Source organism: Lysinibacillus sp. JNUCC 51 (assembly GCF_015999525.1).
Taxonomy (GTDB): domain Bacteria; phylum Bacillota; class Bacilli; order Bacillales_A; family Planococcaceae; genus Lysinibacillus; species Lysinibacillus xylanilyticus.
Genome location: NZ_CP065545.1, coordinates 4,198,143 through 4,217,623 on the forward strand (window position 1 = coordinate 4,198,143; position 19,481 = coordinate 4,217,623).

At 37.1% G+C, this 19,481-nt stretch carries 19 protein-coding genes and 2 pseudogenes; 20 read left to right on the forward strand and 1 reads right to left on the reverse strand.

What is annotated here, in order from left to right:
• Positions 1–2: 2 nt before the first annotated feature.
• The 16 genes from JNUCC51_RS20280 to JNUCC51_RS20350 all read left to right on the forward strand — a co-directional run bounded on the left by JNUCC51_RS20280 (position 3) and on the right by JNUCC51_RS20350 (position 16,787).
• Positions 3–1,277, forward strand: coding sequence for a normocyte-binding protein (locus tag JNUCC51_RS20280; protein WP_337992269.1), 1,275 nt, complete (start codon positions 3–5; stop codon positions 1,275–1,277).
• Complete coding sequence (locus tag JNUCC51_RS20285; protein ID WP_337989488.1) at positions 1,268–1,963, forward strand: iron-dependent peroxidase; 696 nt, start codon at positions 1,268–1,270, stop codon at positions 1,961–1,963. The genes JNUCC51_RS20280 and JNUCC51_RS20285 overlap by 10 nt, the downstream gene beginning before the upstream one ends.
• 22 nt (positions 1,964–1,985) lie before the next feature.
• Entirely contained in the window at positions 1,986–4,634 is a 2,649-nt protein-coding gene (locus tag JNUCC51_RS20290) for an acetate and sugar kinases/Hsc70/actin family protein (protein ID WP_337989489.1), read from the forward strand.
• Between the two features lie 482 nt (positions 4,635–5,116).
• On the forward strand, positions 5,117–5,890 hold the full coding sequence (locus JNUCC51_RS20295; protein ID WP_337989490.1) for a DNA and RNA helicase: 774 nt from the start codon (positions 5,117–5,119) through the stop codon (positions 5,888–5,890).
• A 39-nt stretch (positions 5,891–5,929) separates the two neighbouring features.
• Positions 5,930–6,628 (forward strand): hypothetical protein, encoded by a 699-nt coding sequence (locus JNUCC51_RS20300; protein ID WP_337989491.1) that lies wholly within the window; start codon positions 5,930–5,932, stop codon positions 6,626–6,628.
• Positions 6,625–8,049, forward strand: a complete 1,425-nt coding sequence (locus tag JNUCC51_RS20305; RefSeq protein ID WP_337989492.1) for a hypothetical protein — start codon at positions 6,625–6,627, stop codon at positions 8,047–8,049. Before JNUCC51_RS20300 ends, JNUCC51_RS20305 begins: the two co-directional genes overlap by 4 nt.
• Before the next feature lie 23 nt (positions 8,050–8,072).
• A complete protein-coding gene (locus JNUCC51_RS20310) occupies positions 8,073–9,227 on the forward strand; it encodes a pentapeptide repeat-containing protein (protein ID WP_337989493.1) in 1,155 nt (384 codons plus the stop codon).
• Positions 9,228–9,252: 25 nt separating this feature from the next.
• On the forward strand, positions 9,253–9,822 hold the full coding sequence (locus JNUCC51_RS20315; RefSeq protein ID WP_337989494.1) for a serine protease: 570 nt from the start codon (positions 9,253–9,255) through the stop codon (positions 9,820–9,822).
• A gap of 32 nt (positions 9,823–9,854) precedes the next feature.
• Positions 9,855–10,262, forward strand: coding sequence for a DUF4280 domain-containing protein (locus JNUCC51_RS20320; RefSeq protein ID WP_337989495.1), 408 nt, complete (start codon positions 9,855–9,857; stop codon positions 10,260–10,262).
• A 33-nt stretch (positions 10,263–10,295) separates the two neighbouring features.
• Complete coding sequence (locus tag JNUCC51_RS20325) at positions 10,296–11,828, forward strand: contractile injection system protein, VgrG/Pvc8 family (protein WP_337989496.1); 1,533 nt, start codon at positions 10,296–10,298, stop codon at positions 11,826–11,828.
• Positions 11,828–13,330 (forward strand): pre-toxin TG domain-containing protein, encoded by a 1,503-nt coding sequence (locus tag JNUCC51_RS20330; protein ID WP_337989497.1) that lies wholly within the window; start codon positions 11,828–11,830, stop codon positions 13,328–13,330. Before JNUCC51_RS20325 ends, JNUCC51_RS20330 begins: the two co-directional genes overlap by 1 nt.
• A gap of 13 nt (positions 13,331–13,343) precedes the next feature.
• Positions 13,344–13,889, forward strand: a complete 546-nt coding sequence (locus JNUCC51_RS20335) for a hypothetical protein (protein WP_337989498.1) — start codon at positions 13,344–13,346, stop codon at positions 13,887–13,889.
• 170 nt (positions 13,890–14,059) lie between these two features.
• A complete protein-coding gene (locus JNUCC51_RS20340; protein WP_337989499.1) occupies positions 14,060–14,344 on the forward strand; it encodes a hypothetical protein in 285 nt (94 codons plus the stop codon).
• Positions 14,345–14,432: 88 nt separating this feature from the next.
• On the forward strand, positions 14,433–14,705 hold the full coding sequence (locus JNUCC51_RS24860; RefSeq protein WP_443136959.1) for a GH-E family nuclease: 273 nt from the start codon (positions 14,433–14,435) through the stop codon (positions 14,703–14,705).
• Positions 14,705–15,271, forward strand: coding sequence for a suppressor of fused domain protein (locus tag JNUCC51_RS20345; protein WP_337989500.1), 567 nt, complete (start codon positions 14,705–14,707; stop codon positions 15,269–15,271). The genes JNUCC51_RS24860 and JNUCC51_RS20345 overlap by 1 nt, the downstream gene beginning before the upstream one ends.
• Positions 15,272–15,965: 694 nt before the next feature.
• Entirely contained in the window at positions 15,966–16,787 is an 822-nt protein-coding gene (locus JNUCC51_RS20350; RefSeq protein ID WP_337989501.1) for a replication initiation protein, read from the forward strand.
• Here the strand turns inward: JNUCC51_RS20350 and JNUCC51_RS20355 are convergent.
• Positions 16,784–16,999: a helix-turn-helix domain-containing protein gene (locus JNUCC51_RS20355; RefSeq protein ID WP_337989502.1), complete on the reverse strand. Its 216-nt coding sequence runs from the start codon at positions 16,997–16,999 to the stop codon at positions 16,784–16,786. The two genes, JNUCC51_RS20350 and JNUCC51_RS20355, sit on opposite strands and share 4 nt — an antisense overlap.
• A gap of 20 nt (positions 17,000–17,019) precedes the next feature.
• On the opposite strand from JNUCC51_RS20355, the pseudogene JNUCC51_RS20360 reads away from it, so the two are divergent.
• From JNUCC51_RS20360 to JNUCC51_RS20370, 4 genes and pseudogenes are all read left to right on the forward strand, one after another.
• Positions 17,020–17,313, forward strand: a pseudogene (locus JNUCC51_RS20360) (IS110 family RNA-guided transposase); the annotation flags it as partial.
• Positions 17,314–17,445: 132 nt separating this feature from the next.
• A pseudogene (locus JNUCC51_RS24930) lies at positions 17,446–17,679 on the forward strand (hypothetical protein); the annotation flags it as partial.
• Positions 17,676–18,059, forward strand: coding sequence for a hypothetical protein (locus JNUCC51_RS20365; protein WP_107924620.1), 384 nt, complete (start codon positions 17,676–17,678; stop codon positions 18,057–18,059). The pseudogene JNUCC51_RS24930 and the gene JNUCC51_RS20365, both read left to right, overlap by 4 nt.
• A gap of 628 nt (positions 18,060–18,687) precedes the next feature.
• Positions 18,688–18,924, forward strand: a complete 237-nt coding sequence (locus tag JNUCC51_RS20370) for a hypothetical protein (protein ID WP_337989503.1) — start codon at positions 18,688–18,690, stop codon at positions 18,922–18,924.
• Positions 18,925–19,481 lie beyond the last annotated feature (557 nt).

Consider the following 19,481-nt stretch of genomic DNA (forward strand, 5'->3'; position numbering starts at 1 on the left):
TGATGAAAGAGCTCATGATTGAACGGTTACGAAAAATAGAGGATTTAGAGCAACGTCAACTGCTAAAGGATATTGTCAGTGGCGTTTTTGTAAATTTAATCGACTATCAGGATGAAATGAACAAAAAGCTTGAGGAACGCATTTTCAACGAAATAGATGATGTCGAAAATAGGTTTGATATTTATGTGACGTTAAGTTCTAAGGAGGATGTTGACCCTATTCATGAATGCTTATTCCCAATGCGGCCAGCTGATTTAGAAAGTAAATTAATTAATTTTAAAAAAATGCTTGAAGCGTTTAAAAACAATGAATCAGTTGAACTGTTCACATTATTTCTAGAATGTGACTCCATAAAAATCCAACAATTACTTGCTGGGCAGCGATTCTTTAATGGAAAGCTAGTAACGACAGAAGGACAAGTAGAAATTAAAGTCAGTCTTTCGCAGAATACTGACTATTTACAAGAGATTAACAAGCTATATCCGCTTTTCCAAGTAAATGGTTTGCCATGGAAAACCATTAATCACCCGTTTGTCTATAAATTTTTTAATGTAAATTTAGTAAATTGCCCGCCTTTAAATGAGGATGTCGAAATTACAGAAATAATTGTTGACTTAGAGGAGTATGAGCAAGAAAAACGACTGAATATGGTTCCACTATGGAATATTGAACGCCATGAGGTCAAAAATGTCGGTTTTCCCATTCCTGCAATCGATAAGGTAAATTATGAGCATGTCCTCTCTATACGTAAAATCGGCAACGAGCATGGCTACCTTGTAGAGGCCGATGAGGATAATGTTCGTTACGTTAAACGTTCAGACAATGAATTAACAATTGTCTCACCCCGGGATAAGTCAGGGGTTTGGCAGCTAATAAAAATTGCAAAAATGGAAGATGAGAAAATAGGGAAATTAAATTACGAGCTTGTATCAAATAGAAGAATTGAGCATTTTATACACAAATTCGCTAACAAGTATACGGCCAATGTTAAAACGAAGGGCGAAATTACTCGTATGATTAATTCCTTCGAGGCAGCTGACAGCTTTGAGCTTGTAGATGTCGAAATAGTGGACTCCTATTCTGGAACAAGCTTTACTCATTCTGCGAACACTTTCTTAACAGAAATGATAGGAGAAAATAATTCTAAAAAAACGATGCTACTAAAGTTTAAGGCGAATGAGGAGAGAAACTTTATTGCAAACGATATTTTGAGCTTTCTCGTATCAGAAGTGCAACGACATTTCTTCGAATATGAATGTGTAGGTGTTTGGCTATGAACTATATTTGGGATTTGCTCATTAAGGCTGAGGATGAAGGCCTTTCTAAAAAGGATATACATTTTCATCTTGCCGAAACCTATTCACCTTATATGGAACTTAGTCCACAACTATTAAATGCACAGGATATTGAACAGCATGTTGAAGTAAATCCGTATTATCGCTATTACGGAATTTTTAATAATCTTTTCCACCCTGATAATACTTCAGATATTGAGTCTAGGGATTACCTTTTAGATACCTTATTGCATTTTTTAGCTGAAATTGATCGAATGCAGGGCATGAATAAACGAGAGTTCTATATTCGCTTTATCTTAAGAGAAATCGAAGCCAATGTATTTGGAAAATTGGTACGTGATGATATTCATGTCTTTACGAAAAAGGAGCAAGAAATAGTTGCGCTTAACATGCTAAGGCTTTATCAGACAGGTGAAGAAATTTACTTATTAAAGGATACGCTGAAAAGACTCTTTAAAAATTGCATTATTTATGTGAAATCGGAGGAGCAGGATGAGCTGCTTTTATACATACGTCAGAAGCAGACAGAACAGAATCAGCGAAAGGTACAGCTTGTACGAGAAATTTTTCTGCCAATAGGCTTTCATATGGAAGTTTATTGGCAATATCACTTTGGCATTATTGATGCAGAGGAAACAATGAAGCTAGATCGAATAGCTCTTTACTAAATAGGGCAGAGGAGGTATTCCAATGACAACTAATTATTCATATAAGCTGTATGCCAATAAGCGTAATACAGATAAGAAATATATGACCTATACACGAGTGGAATTAATGGAAATGACAACCTTCCAGCTTAGAAATATTTGCTATAAGGAAAAGCTTGTGACGGGCCTTATTAATACACTGACTAGAGATGAGTTAATCGACAAGATTTTAAGATATCGTGGCTCTGAAGAAAACCCTCTTATTAGAGAAAAAAAGGATGGGGGCTTTGAACGAGTAGAAGCGGCCATGCAGGAGTATTTAAAAACGCCGATGACTGACAATGGTGACATTAAAATTCCTGCCAAAATGAGCTTATATAGTGGGATGAAGATTGATAAACCGGATCAGTATTTCGTAGAAACAGGCGGTTTTCTTGTTGAATCCAATGTACTGCTAGTAAATGAGCAGCTAGATCTTTGCGGCATTCTTAATATCCTTAAAGACGACGAAGTTCCAAATCAATATTATTTCGCAGCTGATCAAGCAATTGGTATTCGGAAGACAAATAATAAAAACTACAGCTTTATTTTTTTAAGAAAACAAGATTCCGAGTATATCTATAAGACTTACTATCAGGAAACCCCACTTCCGCCAACAAATCTTCATTACTATAAGGTTCCAATACCAGATTTAGAGATTAAACAGCTGGAAACAACCAATGCCATTCTTGCCATTGATTTTGGAACAACAAATACTACGGCTGGTGTCTATTTAGAGAGTGATTATGTAACCTCTCCTTGTAGTCATGATTTATTAAATAACAGAATTCAGCTAAATAGCATCAATTTTGTACAATTTCCAGATCCACTTCATCAAAACGAATGGATAGAAGTAGTACCAACGGTCATGACTGTAGCAGATTGCTCAAATGCAGACCAAGTTAGCTATCACTACGGCTATGAAGCGTTAAAAATGATGAAAAAAAATAGCTATACATCTTTGGCGACGAAATTCCAAGGTATTAAACGATGGGTTAGTAATTATGCCAAGTTGGAAGAAGTGATGGATGCCAACGGGAATACTGCACTTGTTCCACGGAGTCAAATTTTAAGAGAGTTTATGCTTTATATTATTCGAATGGCGGAGCATCAATTTAAATGTCGCTTCAAGCATTTACATATCTCCAGCCCTGTTAAGCTGAAAACACAATTTTTAGATATGTTTCGTGCGATTTTACCTGAATACCAAATCGAAACTGAGCATGCCCTCGATGAAGGGATGTCCGTTCTTTATAATACAATCGCCAATCAAATAGAGAATAATAGCTTTTTAGATGGCAAGGAATATAAAGCACTTGTCATCGACTGTGGAGGCGGAACAACAGACCTTTCCTCCTGTAAGTTTCGAATAGAGGACGGAAATATTTCTTACAAAATTGATATTCATACTACCTATGAAAACGGGGATACGAATTTTGGCGGCAACAATATTACCTATCGTATTTTCCAATTTATGAAAATCGTCTTTGCCAACTATTATAGTCGAGGAAAAAATGATTATGATATCGATGCATTAATAGATATTCCAGGTAAGGATATTTATCGATATGTAGACGACCATGGCGTAGAAGCAGTGTATGAGCAATTCGAAAAAGCCTTTTTAGATGCCGAATCAATTATCCCTACACGCTTTAAGGAATATGAAAATCGAACACGTGATGAGTATCTCCGTGTCCGCAATAATTATTATTTCTTATGGGAAATGGCGGAAGAGATGAAGAAGGAATTTTTCCGTAAAACAGGTATTTTAAGAAGTCGTTTTTATGCGGATAGCGATATGCAGCACGATAGTGATTTAAATGTGACAGCAGTAGATCGCTGGTGTCTATCGTTAGTAGAAAATAATCAATTTAAGGAAGTTTATGACTTCCCAAATGTCTTCTTCAACATAAAAGAAATCAATCATCTCATTAAGGCTGATATTTATGATATTGTACGAGAATTTTTAGAGGAATTTTATGAGACTGGCATACTGAGTGACTATTCTATCATTAAATTAACGGGACAGTCCTGTAAAATAGACGCATTTCGCGAGGCTTTAAAGGAATTTGTACCAGGACGCAGCATTGAATTTAGACAAAAGGCTGAAAATATCGGTAAAGTCCCAGAGTTAAAGCTTGCTTGTTTAAGGGGAGCACTTCGTTATTTAAATGCTAAGAAAATCGGCATGATTGAAACAGAAGTGACGAACCATGCGCCTGTCGTGCCTTATGCTGTCAGTGCCTTTACACATAATCGTCAGGAAAAATTACTTATTAGTAGCTTAGAAAGACTGAATCAAATACACGGTACGATTTCTCGCCCATGGGGTGTAAAAGAGGTGGAGTTTTACTTAACGGGTAGCGACAATCACACATCGTATAAATACACTTACTTTAATCGTCAGGAGGATTATGCGCCTGTTCTTTATGAAAATATCGCCATGCACTATCAAGATAAAATTCCGCAAGACGAGACGGATTCCATCATGAATGGAGAAGTGAAGTTCTTCGTCTTTGCAGGCGAAGATAATTGGGGCTTCCATGTAGTTCCAGTAGCAAGAAAAGACGAGCAGCTGTTTATCGGGAACAAGGAATTCTTTGCCTTCGAAACCGATTTGTCTGAGCTAGATTTCTTTGATGGATTAAAGTAACACGTTCGACGGATTAAAAGGATTTATTAAATGATCGGGTAAACCCCGAAAGTGATCAGGTACCCCTGAGAAGTGATCGGGTAAGTCCCGAAAGTGATCAGGTAACTCTAAGAAGTGATCGGGTAAGCTCCGAAAGTGATCAGGTAACTCTAAGAAGTAATGGGGTAAGCTGCGAAAGTGATCAGGTACCCCTGAGAAGTGATCGGGTAAACCCCGAAAATAATCAGGTATCTCTGAGAAGTCATTGGATTTCCAGAGGATATTTGCCTAAAAATGCGATAACGGCTAGCTGACCTGCATCGGTAAAAACGCCATGTCTTGAGGCATTACCGAAATGACGACATCTTGTCGGCCCTCATGCAGGCCTAAGCACAAAGGCGATTTCTGACGCAATGTTTATCTGCGCGAAAGCAAAGCGATAGTTACAATTATGCCGAGGCATAATTGATCAGTGAAAAACAAGAAAAGAGGTGGGTGACAGCTTGTTTGCCAATCAATATCCACATTTTCAAAAGGGCCGAATTTTAAAGCGAGAAATGCTGGAAAATTTGCGGGATTACCCAAGAGAATTTTTAGATTTATATTTCCAAGATTATTCAAATGGCATTATTGCTGGTGCCAATATTATCGTAGCAGATACAAGCCTCATTATAGCGAAAGGCATTATCAAGCATAACGGAAAGCTCTATATGTTACATAGTAGCTATGAGCTTCCTTATGAGGCAACAGGAAGCGAAACGATTCTAAAAGTACGATTTACTGAAGAAGTGAATGAATTAGATTTTAGAAACCTCACGACAGAAATAGACCTAGATGATTCATTAGAACTTGCAAATAATGAGCTAGAGTTGGCGCGCTTTAAATTAAAACCGGGTGCAAAACTGCGCTCGGAGTATATTGATTTTTCCGATATTGCGACTGAATACAATACGGTTAATTATCTTCACAGTCAGTATGCAGGTTTTCAAAAAAGCACATACCATCCAATCATTTTGCGCTATTTTGCACGAGAGCTGTTAAAAAATCGCCCAGCGAATCCGTATGATATAGCTTTTGCTTTAGAGTGCATAAATCAGGAGCGGGTACAACGAGATGCGATTGATTTTTATATTTGCAATCGGCTAGAGCTAGACTACCAAACATTTTCTAATAGTCAAATTCATAAATACTTGAACCGTATTTTATTGGAATCAAAGCGCGGTGGTCGTATGACAGGGCATAGCCAAGGGCGACCAAAGCGCATGATTGTTGACTAGCTGATGGTCTGCAGATGAAGAACGTTCAAGAAATGGAAGGTGAATGGGTTGAAATATTTAGATGAACAAATTATTGCTCTTAGAAATGAAATGCGAGAGCAGGAACAACATGAATTAGCTCAAAAGGAAGCAGCTTTAAAAGAGGAGCAAGCGCCGCCTGAGGAGCCTTTACAGGAGGAACAGTCTGAACTCGAAGCAATTGATCTTTACAAGGACTTTGTCAATATAGACGAGCAGGAAGTGCCAGTCATTGATCAGCATGTCCTGGATGGGAAAATTTCGTTCCGAATGCCGAAAATATTTTCAATTATGCCAGCTCAGTTAGCCTCATTAAAATACCCTTCAGAACGAAGACCAAACATTATTTATACGGATGAATCATCTACTATCAATCTAGCCTTCAACAAGACATCACATTCTTTACCTGATGAAGGTGTAGCTGAGTTTCAGGAAAATATGATTGAAGTTCTAGAGCAAGCTCAGCCTGCAGCAGAATGGTTTGATACAGATGTGATCCAAATAGATGACAAAACAGTTGGCTTTATTGAGGTCATTACACCTGCTATTGATGGTGAGATTTTTAATTTAATGTTCTTTGTATCGATTGATGGGAAAGCGCTTATCGGTACGTTCAATTGTACGGAGGAAGATACTGAGATTTGGCGTCCTATCGCTAGAGCGATGATGAAAACAATGAAATTCGCTTCTAACGGAAGGGAAGGGGGCGTATTACGATGAGTGGAATAGTAACTGCTTATCACAATATCCAAATATCGCCATTTAAGCTTGTGAGCATTCAAGAGCTTACACTCACAAAGAAAATGAATGAGCACGCGACATTACGTTTTACGGGTATTGTTCCTGAGGAAGTTCGGGATCAGTACGTCGAAATGACAGAATCCTATTCAGCAATCGAAGTGAATCAACTCGATCATTTAGGTGCACCTACCCCATTATTTAAGGGGGTTATCTTAGGTGTCAAGGTACATACAATTCGGGGGATTTACTACATCGAAGTCGAAGCTGCCTCCAATACCTACTTCCTCGATATTAAGAAGAAAAATCGCTCCTATCAGGATAAAGAGATGACCTATTCATCTCTATTCAAACAATTGAGTCCCTTTTACCCTGGTCTCGATGTGATCGATGAGGCTACAAAGGGAGGAAAATTAGGCAAGTTTACTCTACAGTACCGAGAAACTGATTGGGAATTTTTAAAACGTCTTGCCTCCCGCTATAACACTGGACTAGTTCCTGCTGCTACCTTCGATAAGCCAAAGTTCCATTTTGGTGTCCCTGCCGGCAAAGTAAAAGGAAAGCTAGAAGACTATCATTATACGACAAGAAAAAAACTAGCAGACTATCTTGTCTATACAGAGAATGGCAATGGTGGTATGGGAGAGCATGACTTTTTGTACTATGAAGTAGAAACCGATAAGGTACTTGCCATAGGCGACTACGTAACCTTCCAGAAATATACACTCTATGTTTGTGAAGCATATATGTCGGTGAAGGATGGCTTACTAAAGCATCATTATACACTTTCAACGAAGAATGGCATGAACAAAAGAGAAGTATTCAACGATGAAATTTCTGGTGTCTCTCTTGAAGGTAAAGTGTTAGAGGTTGCCAAGGATCATATTAAGGTCCATCTAAATATTGATGAAAAACAGGATAAAGGGAAGGCGCATTGGTTCCTTTATGCAACGCCTTATACAGCTGAAGGGCATAGTGGCTGGTATTGTATGCCTGAAATTAACGACTTTGTTCATGTATATTTCCCTTCTTATCGTGAAGAAGAGGGAATCGCTAGCAGTTCAATTCGAAAAAATTCAGACAGCAGCGCAACCAATAAACTAGATGATCCTTCGACGAAATATTACAGAACAGCCTTTGGCAAAGAAATTAAAATGAGTCCAACGGAAATAGTTATTACAGCACAGGATAACGATATTTTTATCCGTTTAAATGAAGCGAGCGGTATTGAAATTTTTAGTAAAAAGGAAATTAAACTAATTTCCGAGGCAGATATTTCAGTCAATGCAAGCAAGAAAATTCTTTTGTCTGCAGAGGAAGAAATTTCACTAAAATGCAAGGAAAGTAAAATAACGATGGATGGCAGTGTGCAAATTTTCGGGAAAGAAGTAAAGGCCAATTAATAGCCCTATAGATGGGTTTCTTAATGAAGAGAAAGAAGGAGACACATATGCAAGCAGAGGAAATTTTACAGCATTTTTATGAAACGGAAGTAGAGAAAAGACGGTTGAAACATCTCTTGGCATTAGAGGATTTTTTCCAAGCCTCAAAGGATGAGCTTGCTGAGGAATTTAGAAAATCCTTTCAAACCATTTGTCGTCAGCTGCATGAGCAACAATCTCTTCAACAAAAAGGTCCAATAGGACATATCACGTTTTCTATGCTGCGTACAGAGCTACTGGAGGGGCGTCATCACTATTTAGTGGAGGGGACAGATGAGGAATGGTTCTTTGACATGCGACCTATTCTAACTACCTATGATGCAAGCTGGGCTCTGAGCTTTTTAGAGCAATTCGTTGAGGAAATATATATATACAGCAAAACATTCATGGGAGCAATTACCCAAGCGGATATTGAACAAATTAAGCTAAAGGAAGCGACTCATTTCCATCAATATGTTATTAGCCTTGCTAGATATGCATTGCCAGACATTATTAGATGCCCCGAATATTTATCACTTGATCGTGATGCTGCTGTAGAAATTCGTATAGGTGAATTTCTGGATGTCAATGAAGTTGTCTATAGCGAGGATTTCTCCTCGAAGGATATCGAAGAAATTAAGGATTGGCTAGCTCAAAAATTAGAGGATGAATATGCATATGAAGTATTTAGCAACTTAAATCTTTCTGGTGGCAACTATGAAGACTTAGATATTCAATATGCCTTTTTCCAGAAAACAAATTTAGCACAGAGTCAAATGCGTAATTGCTTACTCATTGGCGCCAATCTTAGGAATAGTAAACTAATGGACGCTGATTTAAGCTTCAGTACGATTCATGAAGCAGATTTTAGCAATAGTCAATTGCAAGGTGCTAACTTCCAACAAGCTCAGGGTGCAGGCGGACTAACTGATCGACAAAAGTGGGAAATGCCAGGCTATCTCTCAGTGCGCTTTACTGATGCTAATTTAGAGGGAGCTGATTTTGAGCTAGCTAATTTACGAGGTGCTTGCTTTATCGGCGCTAACGTCAAGAATGCCCGTTTTGAAGGCGCCAATTTAGAAAAAGCTGTGTTCTCGAAGGAAGCACGAGAGCATCTGAAGCTAGATCCATTCCAAATAGCGAGTGTCATTTGGAAATAGATGTCGTGAAAAAGGAGATTAAAAGATGAACTATTTTATTCTATCTCAGGATGAGCGTATCTCGAATGCTGTAGAACCAGTTGGACTATCGAAAGTAATAAAAAAAGAACTATTAACAGTGGAAAGAATGGCGGAGCTAGATGAGCTCGAGCGTCAATTTCCTGTTTTAGATAAAAGTGAAAATGTCTATATCGATTTTATCGAAAAGCCCATTGCTCTTTTAGCTGATCCAGTGAAGCAGTTAGTGGAAAAATATGAGCCGCACTTACCATTTAAAGCAGTTGTTCTCGTAGATATGCCGAAATTAAAACAGACGTTATATTGGCTCTCCATTCCGCCAAAAGTGGCCTGTCTTTCAGCACAAACCGAATTCAATCTAGATGGAACGCTGAAAAAGCTCGTTATTGATGAGACTTTAGCCGCACCATACACCTTCTTTCAAATTGAAGGTATTAAAGAGGATTACATCATTGTCAATATTGAGTTAGCAGAAAGTATATTGCGCCGATCATTTCGAGGTATTCGATTACGCAAAGTGCAAACGGAAGGCAAATGGAACGAGATCCTTCATTTTCGAGTGTGTGAAACGACGTGAATGGACTTTTTTTATAGAAAGGGTGGTTTTCAATGGCAGATGAAATGCAGACAAAAGGCGATGAGCAGCGCAGTTATGTAGTTGCTGGTGCTAAATTATCGTGCTCGCAAGGCGATCAGACAAGCATATTAAAAATGCCTGTAAGCCACGGCGTTTATACAAAAGACAAGGCAAAGATGAACACGATGGATTATAAGCCCTATGTCAATATTCAGCCCTTTGGTTTATGTCAAACATTATCTAATCCTACTGTGGCAGCTGCAACCGCGGCTAATAATGGTGTCTTGAAACCGATGCCGTGTACACCAGTAGTCACAATGCCATGGATTAACGGAAAGTCCGATCAGTTGATTGAGAATTCTCCCGCGCTTATCAACCAATCTACTAATATGTGCATATATTGCGGGACGATAAAGGTAGAAGATGATGGTCAAGAATAAGCCATTATCCACTGAGGAAAGAAGGGTATTCATGTGAACACGTATGAGGAAGTGATTGGATACGGAGAGCTTGAGCTCGTATCTCCCTATGAGGTTCAGACGTTGCATGATCTCAGCTTGACCCAAACTGTGAATGACCATGCAAGGTTATCAATTACGGGATTCATCCCAGAGGAGAAGAAAGATCGCTGTATGCAGATTGCCAGCAGTTCAGATCGAATAGAGCTCTATCAAAAACGCAATGGACAGCGTGTACGACCGCTTTTTAAGGGGCAAGTATCCGAAATGGCCGTTCGTATGGTGAGAGGCGTGTATCAAATTGAGCTAGAAGCGGTGTCATCTACATTTACCTTGGATTGTAAACGCAATGTTCGCTCTTTCCAGCACGACAAGATGACGTATAATGCCATGCTCAAGAAAGTACTTGCTAACTATCCAGGCTCCGATGTTATTGACACTGCTTCAAAGGCTACTCCTCTAAAGCAATTTATATTACAATATAGGGAGACGGACTGGCAATTTCTAAAGCGTATGGCCTCTCATTTTAGAACAGTGCTTGTACCAGCAGTAGATGCTGATAAGCCTAAGCTATGGTTCGGTCTCCCAGAAGGGCGACTAGAAAAGCTGTCAGTTACTAGCTATACAATCACCAAAGATCGCTCCAAGTATTTACATACGCTGCAAAATGACATTGAGCGACCAATGGAGGAGCATGATACAGTATCCTATGTCATCGAGTCCAAAAAAACATTAGCACTCGGTGACCGTGTCCAACTCCAAAACAAGAAGCTAGTTGTGGCCAAGTCGATAGCACGCATGCAACAAGGTGTCCTTACATATGAATATCATCTACTGTCCAAGGCAGGTATTCGTCATGAAAGACTAAACATTCCTTCACTGTCAGGCATAGCGATTGAGGGAAAGGTATTAGAGGTCAAAAAGGATCAAGTACGCCTGCACCTATCCATTGATGAGGCACAAAAAAAGGAAGAAGCCACATGGTTCTCACTTGCTACTCCTTATACAGCAGAAGGACATAGTGGCTTTTACAGCCCGCCAGAAGAAGGCGATAGCGTTCATCTTGCCTTCCCGACACACCGTGAGGAAGCAGCCGTTGTCCGCCACAGTGTACGAAAGGGCGGCGACTCGAATCCAAAAACAGCCGATCCGAAAACGTCCTACTGGGGTACGCCAAAAGGCAAGGACATCAAGCTAGACCCACAAGCTGTCACATTTACTGCACAGGAAGGCGCCGTTTTCCTAAAGTTGGATCAGGGAAACGGGGTAGAAGTACATAGTAAGCATCCGCTTACACTAACAGCCAATGATATGATCACTTTTGCAGGTAAAAGCATCTCCATGAGCGCAACAGAATCCATGCGCTTAACATGTGGCTCCAGCAGTCTCGTTTTTGATGGAATCACCGATATTCAGGGACAGGTTGTCACAATGGAAGGCTCGAACAAAGCACCTGTAACCGTGTCTAATACATCGGGAGAAGGCGCTGACCTTGACTCCGCACTAGACGTCATGGGCATGATCCCTATTGGTGGGGGTGATGCTTAATGGCGAAGAAGGGTAAAGGATTCTTCGGAGCAGTTGGCAGTTTCCTTGGCAGTATCCCTGTTGTTAAGAAAGTAAAAAAAGCGGCTAAGTCCGTTAAAAAGAAACTCAAAAAGGCCAAAAAGAAACTAAAGAAAGCCTTAAAAAAAGCGAAGAAAAAGCTCAAGAAAAAATTAGGCAAGGTCTTGACAAAAGCCAGGAAGCTAAAAAATAATTTATCCAAGAGCAAACTGGTCAAAAGGTTTAAAAAGGCTGTGAAAAAAGCAGTTAAAAAGGCCAAGAAGTATGTTAAAAAAGTTGTAAAGACAGTTAAAAAGGCAGTGAAAACGGCTGTTAAGGCAGTTAAAAAGGCAGTAAAAACAACGGTTAAGGCAGTTAAAAAGGCAGCAAAAACAACCGTTAAGGCGGTTAAAACCGCAGCGAAAACAACTGTAAAAGCGGTTAAAACTGCAGCAAAAACAACTGTGAAGGCGGTTAAAACCGCAACAAAGGCAGCTGTTCAGACGGTTAAAACTGCAACGAAAACAATAGTACAAGCAAAGAAAAATGATGTTAATGTGGCTACTAAAAAGGCCAGCAATGCGACCAAAGCTGCTGTCAAACAAATCAAAAAGAATGAAACAGCTCAAAATCTTAAACTAGTTTCTATGGGATTAAATTACATTCCTGTTTTTGGAAATATTAAGTCTCTATATGAAATGGCCACTGGAAAAGACATGATTACTGGACAGAAAGTCGAAAATTCGCGAGCGAGGTATACCAATTTAAAAAATTCATGTCCTGCACCGAAAACATATTCAGTGCATGATGGAGAGCCCAAAACAACACTTGCAGACTTGCGTAAAGTCTTAAGTGTTCCGTCAACAGTAAATCCAGATGGTCTAGCTCCATTTACAGTAATAGGTGCTAATATAGCTTACGCTTTACTATTCGAAGATATTGTCAAATACGGAAATCCAAACTCTACGCTCCGAGAACAAAATGAAGCAACTCTTTCACTTATCAGCCCTTTTGGTAAGGCTGGAAAAGTAAAAAAAGGTATGGAAGCCCTTAAAGATATGGAAAAAGGTCTAGAAGCTGCTCGTGATCTTGCCAATAACGCAAACAAGGTGGAGAAAACCCACCACACTCAGAAAGAGATTCAAGAAGTTGGAGAGTATTCGAAGAAGTTGCTTGATAAGGGTACGGGTGAATTTGATGTAGCTTCCTTTGAGAAAAATATTAATCATATGAATGTTAATGAAAAAGTAGCATTAATAAAAACAACTGCGATTGATATAGCAAATCAGCGGGGGTGGAAGAAAGATTCTAAATTAACCAAACTAAACGGCGGTAGAACTGTTTATTATGATAATAAAACAGGAAATTACTATGCTTTAGACACACAACATGGTAGATTTGAGGTAGTTAACAAAAAGGGAAAACATCAAGGAGAAGTAGATTTTAACTTAAATCCTACTAAACCAGCTGATAAATCTGGTGGTCACGATTTGAAGGTAAAATAAGGAGAGAAATGGAATGAACGATTTAATTACTAAAACTATTGATAAGTACTATAGAAAAAAAGATTTATCTGAATATCTTTCTAAATGTCAAAAAGTTTTCTTTTTACCTGAGGAAGTAGAGGACTTTATTGAAAATAATAACATTTCAATTACTGAAATGAACAATGGAGAAATATGGCCGTCATCTACTATAATTTTTGAGTATGAAAAATATGTTAAGGGGGAATTTGAAGTTATATATAATAGTAGATTGATGATTTCTAAAATTGCTCCTGTATTTTATCTACACCATGAGTTTGAAGTTGTGAATAAAGATGTGAATGGTATTAACCCCACACTGGATGGTTTTGATACTCAACCATATAACTATATACAAGCAGATCTAGAATTATTAATCAAAAACTATTTTATTGAAAAGGAATTTACTCAATTATCCTTTAGGGAAATGAATGAAGTAGTTAGTGAATTAGAGTTTAGTAAGGAAATTACATTTTTTGGTTCGCAAGTTACAGTGGAACATGCTTTGTTTTTTGATATTTTAGATATTTGTCCCGAGTAGTTTCCACAATTGAATTTTCTTGAAATATGCACTTAATTTGACAGATTATCAAACTAAAAAAATAGTAGTACAAACCAAGATTAGGTTTGTACTACTATTTTTTGGTTGAATAATAATGGTGCTAGGGTAGCTGTATTCCGGTTATTTCAGTAAAATAAGGAGGAAACTATATGGATGTAATAAAAAAATTTTTAGATATAGAGATTTCTGATCAAGAGATGTACGAAGAAATTTATGATTTTATTAATTCACCACATGTTAGAAATGGTGAATTTGAAGCAAATGAATTTATAATAAAAAAAATAGATTCACTTAATTTTTTTATTTACTTAGAGTATATATTTTCTAATGATGGACATAGGGAGATTTCATGTTGTACTTCAATATATAGGGATGATTTAAATACAAAAATTAATGAATATGCCGTTAGGAACGGATACACATTAATAAGTTAAACGTTTAATGTTTAATCGGTGATTGATTGTCCTTTTAAGGGTTTTGTTTACTAAAATATTTGCTTATTCGATCCTATAATATTGAACCTTGAATAGTGACACCATCAAAAGTGATACTATTCAAGGTTTTTCTGGTTTTAATCCTCTTCAATTTGAATGGGGGGCATTACCAGCAGGCCAGAGAGGTAAGAAACCAAGTAGACAAGCGGATTGGGACATTGATCATACCCCCGCATGGAAAAATAGAGAATTTCCTGCTAACGTTACAAGAAAAGAAGTTTTAGATAACTACCAGAAAGGAACAAGACTTGAGTGTCCTAGTTGTAATAGAAGTGGAGGAAATAGGAGGGATAAAAAATAATGCATAATTATATTGAATTTTTAGAGGGTCATCTCGGTGAAATTGAATATGGATGGGATAAAGATTCTGAAGGTAATAAACTTCCTTTTCAAATTGTAAAGTATAAAAAGGGACCGTTTGCTGGAACAGTAACTTATTCAACTTTAGGATTAAGTAAACAGAATTTAGTTTCTCCCATTTCAAAGAAAGAAATTAGACAGGAGTTAATATTTGTTTCGTACGCTAACTTTGGAGATAAGAATATACCTGGTATTCTGCAACATGTGGGATTACAAGCGATTAATAATAACGTTGCCTATCTTAGAGGTGATGTAATAGGTCCGTATGGAAAGTTGTTTGAACACTCTAGTTTTGAAGCTTTATATGCTTCGATTCCTGTATATTTTCCTGAAACATTTCAAGCATTTAAGGTAGATGGTGATTTACCAATCATTCAAACATGGTTATTTCCAATCACATTCGATGAAGCTAAATTTATTAAGGAAAATGGATGGGATGACTTTGAAAATAGACTAGTGGAATTAGATCCTGATTTAGTTGATTTTAAACGTCAAAATATTATTTGATAGTATATAAACCTTGATTGGCATAATGCCTTTCAAGGTTTTTTCTTAACTCAAAGAAGTTTGTGGTTAAAAAATAATCTGACATTTGATTCAAGAGTTCATAAAGGCTGGGCCATCAAGGAGTACTATGTAAACATTGGCTAGAAAGAAAAGTGTGAGAATTAGGCGAGATGACATTTTACATGCAGGAGATAGTTTTGTATGGAAAAGTGACTAAATAAACGATAATGACAAAGCTCGTGGCGATAAACAAGGATATAAATAGTTTTTTAATTGTGTACAGTTAAAGATATCCTTGTATTTGAATTAATAACTCATGAAGGCTAGGCCATCAAGAAGTGCTATTTTAACAATAAAGCAATAAGAGCGAGAATAGGCGAGATGACATTTTACTTACAAGGGCCACTTTATGGATGGTATTAGTAACAACACACGAGATTAAACAAGCTAAAGGGTTTAAACGTTACACTTGCCAAGTAGTATAAAAGATGTCATACTGTCAATACTAAACTAACTTATAAAACTTGCGAATATTATTAAACTTAGAAAATTTATAAACTTAAAGCACTTGATGTCTATAACAGGCGACAAGTGCTTTTTTTTTGCATGTTTAAATACGGATTACGATTATTTAATTAGTGTACTAAGTATTAAATTTTATACAAGTACTTGCATACAAGGGGAAGAAAATACGATGGAAATAGAGGTTTCGATAGATAAGTTCGTTATAGATTATAAGGATGTACCACATTCAGCATTTTTACGTGTTTATATGTTGGGGGTGAAGAAATATCAAGTGAAAATGAAGATTTATAGTGGAACATATAGCTATGAATTGCACATGCGGAAAAGTGACGATGTATATATTCATATGTATTTTAAAAACTTTAGAGAAACAGAAGGTCACTTACATACCCTAAGGATTGAAACAAGGCCAGAGCATTACTCACATTTCAGAGAAATACTAGAGATGATAGGCAAGCGGGCAAGCCGAGTAGAATTTGTGAGCTGTGATGTAGCGTATGATATACGAACGGGTTTGGAAAATATAGTGGTAATACCGACAGATGCACGAAGGGTTATGACACACTTTGATACAACTCGCTATTTTGGTAGAGGCGACCAACGTAAACAGAATGGTTACTGTAGGATTTATGATAAACGGCTGGAGCTAGCAAGGAATAAAGGGGGTTATTTGACACATGAATTAAGCCGAATAGAAATTGTGTACAAGATAAATGAGAAAATATTGCTTAAAGATTTAATAAGACGGCCACCAAAACAGAATGAACATTATTTTGCGGCAGTGGTCATAGATTGGGAAGCATTGAAGAAAAAACAACAAGAACGGATAGTTAGCATGCGAGATGGAATAGATATGTATACGCAATACATACGGAGAGAAATAAAAAAGACCCTTACGCACCAGTATCGATTGGACTTTGATGAATTAGTAAGGGTGGAGTGGAAAAGATTGATAGAAGAACCTTGTTCGGCTGTACTTGGAGTCATTTAATCGTTCATCTCTAATACAAGTAGGTCTTGGATAGAGACATGTAATGTGTCACACAAAGCTGAAAGGGTGCTTATATGCAGACGTTGTATAGGCTGTGTACATAAATCGTTGACAGTATTAGGACGCAAGGATGCTTGCTTGGCAAGTTGCCGACGACTTATTTGTTTTTCGATTAAAATTTCATTAAGACGTAAACGAATAGTGGAAGACATAAAAACACCTCTTTTTCTAGATTTACTTTGGCTCTGGTGGGAAAGGAAGGGAACAAAAAAGCAAGCAGGGAAATCGGGCGCTACACGCTTTATTTTACAACTTAGCTGTACAGCAAGTACAAGTGGCAAAAGGAAGTAAGCTGCCAAGGAACCCAGTATTCCATGCATATTATCAACGGAAGCTAAAAGAAGGCAAAACAAAGGGACAAGCATTAGTTTGTATCATGAGAACGCTTGTAAACATTATTTACGGCATGATGAAGCACAAAACAGCCTATGAATTACCGATAATAAAAGAGGAAGAAGTAGTTTAAAAAGGTTTAAGATAGATTGTTTTTTTATTAGTGGATTTTAAGATTACAACATAGGGTACGGGTAAAGGTGATGACTTTGCAAAAGAGCCATTTGTACCTGATGAATATTGGCAAAGGAAAGCACCCGATAATGCAACGCCAGGTTCAAAAATAGAGCATTACAGAGATTATAAGGGAAAAGAAGAAAAATCCACTGTTATTTATGATGACTTCGGTAGACAACATTATCGGGTAGATCATGCGGACCATAGTATGCCACTAGACCATTCCGTCCCACATTTACATGAACGTAAATTTGACGATCCTGGATACTCTGAAAAGGGTAAGGAATTCAGGTATAATTTTTTTGAGGAGAAAGAGAAATGATAAATGAGTGGTATGAAGGAACAGAGTTAGAAAATAAAATTCCTAATTTCAAATCAACTGATGTTAAATTTATTACTGATTTCCATTATTTTATTGGATACAATTCTTATTATGATCAAGTTTCATTTTTAGAAATTAGCTTTTTATTAGAAGTTGATAGTCGGAAGTTTATTTTGAAAATGAAGTTTAATGATGTTACTACTTTAGATTTATTAGGATTTGGAAATAGTTATAATCAAATAACAGGCTTTAGAATTAATAATTTGAAAGATAAAGGTTTTGAATTACCAAAAAAATATTTAGTAGAAGATTATGAGAATAACATTATTAAGTTTTTCTGTGCAAGCTTTGAAGTGTTGTCAGTAGTAGAAACTTCTTAATTATAAGATACTTATTTACTAGCTGTAATTCATAATGAGAGTTTACACAGGCAGTACTATCATGGTGTTTTATTTTACATCTGGGAGAACTGGGCGAAATGAAATTTTTAAGTTAAGTGAAGTATGATATGGAATAACTACAAACTATCGAAAATGACAATCTCTTGGCGATAAACAAGGATATAAATAGTTTTTTAATTGTGTACAGTTAAAGATATCCTTGAATTTGAATTAATAACCCATGAAGGCTAGACCATCAAGGAGTGCTATTTTAACAATTAAGCAATACGAGCGAGAATTGGCGAGATGACATTTTACTTACAAGGGACCACTTATGGATGTCATAGGGACGAAACACAAGAAATTAAACAAGCTAAAGGGTTTAAACGTTACATTTGCCATGTGGTAAAAAAGATGTCATACGTCAATTTTAAAAAAACTTATAAAACTTGCAAAGATTAATAAACTTATAAAATTTATAAACTTAAAGCACTTGATTGTCTATAACAGGCGACAAGTGCTTTTTTGCATGTTTAAATACGTAAATTGAAAAGATTGCGCTTATTTAATTAGTGTACTAAGTGTTAAATTTTATACAAGTACTAGCATACAAGGGGAAGAACAGGCGATGGAAATAGAGATTTCAATAGATAAATTTGTTATAGATTATAAGGATGTACCACATTCAGCATTTTTACGTGTTTTTATGGTGGGAGTGCAGAAATATAAAGTGAAAATGAAGATTTATAGTGGAACATATAGCTATGAACTGCACATGCGGAAAAGTGACGATGTATACATTCATCTATATTTTAAAAACTTTAGAGAAACAGAAGGTCACTTACATACCTACCCTAAGGATTGAAACAAGGCCTGAGCATTACTCACATTTCAGAGAAATACTAGAGATGATAGGGAAGCGGGCAAGCCGAGTAGAATTTGTGAGCTGTGATGTAGCGTATGATATACAAACAGGCTTGGAAAATATAGTGGTGATACCGATAGACGTACGGAGGAATATGACACACTTTGATACAACGCGATATTTTGGTAGAAGCGACCAACGTAAACGGAATGGTTACTGTAGGATTTATGATAAACGGCTAGAGCTAGCAAGGAATAAAGTTACTCTCGTCAATGATGGAGTATTCTTATAGCACATACACTGGGGTTGGTTTTTATACAGAACTGTTAAAAATATATGAAAGCGGTCATTTTCAGGGACGGGTTGTCACAATGGGAAGTTCGAACAAAGCGCCTGTGACCGTGTCTTATGTAATTGATTAGAAAGTGCTATTGAACAAATTTTGAGATAACGCTTAAAACCGATAGAGGCACATTTAAAGTGTACACTTTGTAAAGGACATTTAAAAAATGGGCAACTTATTAAAAATGTATCTTATAGGATAGATATTTAAAGGT

Excerpts from the sequence above, each read along its gene's own strand:
- JNUCC51_RS20280 (WP_337992269.1), top strand. The coding sequence starts at position 3 with ATGAAAGAGCTCATGATTGAACGGTTACGAAAAATAGAGGATTTAGAG.
- JNUCC51_RS20290 (WP_337989489.1), top strand. The coding sequence starts at position 1,986 with ATGACAACTAATTATTCATATAAGCTGTATGCCAATAAGCGTAATACA.
- JNUCC51_RS20305 (WP_337989492.1), top strand. The coding sequence starts at position 6,625 with ATGAGTGGAATAGTAACTGCTTATCACAATATCCAAATATCGCCATTT.
- JNUCC51_RS20310 (WP_337989493.1), top strand. The coding sequence starts at position 8,073 with ATGAAGAGAAAGAAGGAGACACATATGCAAGCAGAGGAAATTTTACAG.
- JNUCC51_RS20315 (WP_337989494.1), top strand. The coding sequence starts at position 9,253 with ATGAACTATTTTATTCTATCTCAGGATGAGCGTATCTCGAATGCTGTA.
- JNUCC51_RS20320 (WP_337989495.1), top strand. The coding sequence starts at position 9,855 with ATGGCAGATGAAATGCAGACAAAAGGCGATGAGCAGCGCAGTTATGTA.
- JNUCC51_RS20330 (WP_337989497.1), top strand. The coding sequence starts at position 11,828 with ATGGCGAAGAAGGGTAAAGGATTCTTCGGAGCAGTTGGCAGTTTCCTT.
- JNUCC51_RS20335 (WP_337989498.1), top strand. The coding sequence starts at position 13,344 with ATGAACGATTTAATTACTAAAACTATTGATAAGTACTATAGAAAAAAA.
- JNUCC51_RS20340 (WP_337989499.1), top strand. The coding sequence starts at position 14,060 with ATGGATGTAATAAAAAAATTTTTAGATATAGAGATTTCTGATCAAGAG.
- JNUCC51_RS20345 (WP_337989500.1), top strand. The coding sequence starts at position 14,705 with ATGCATAATTATATTGAATTTTTAGAGGGTCATCTCGGTGAAATTGAA.
- JNUCC51_RS20350 (WP_337989501.1), top strand. The coding sequence starts at position 15,966 with ATGGAAATAGAGGTTTCGATAGATAAGTTCGTTATAGATTATAAGGAT.
- JNUCC51_RS20355 (WP_337989502.1), bottom strand. The coding sequence starts at position 16,999 with ATGTCTTCCACTATTCGTTTACGTCTTAATGAAATTTTAATCGAAAAA.
- JNUCC51_RS20365 (WP_107924620.1), top strand. The coding sequence starts at position 17,676 with ATGATAAATGAGTGGTATGAAGGAACAGAGTTAGAAAATAAAATTCCT.
- JNUCC51_RS20370 (WP_337989503.1), top strand. The coding sequence starts at position 18,688 with ATGGAAATAGAGATTTCAATAGATAAATTTGTTATAGATTATAAGGAT.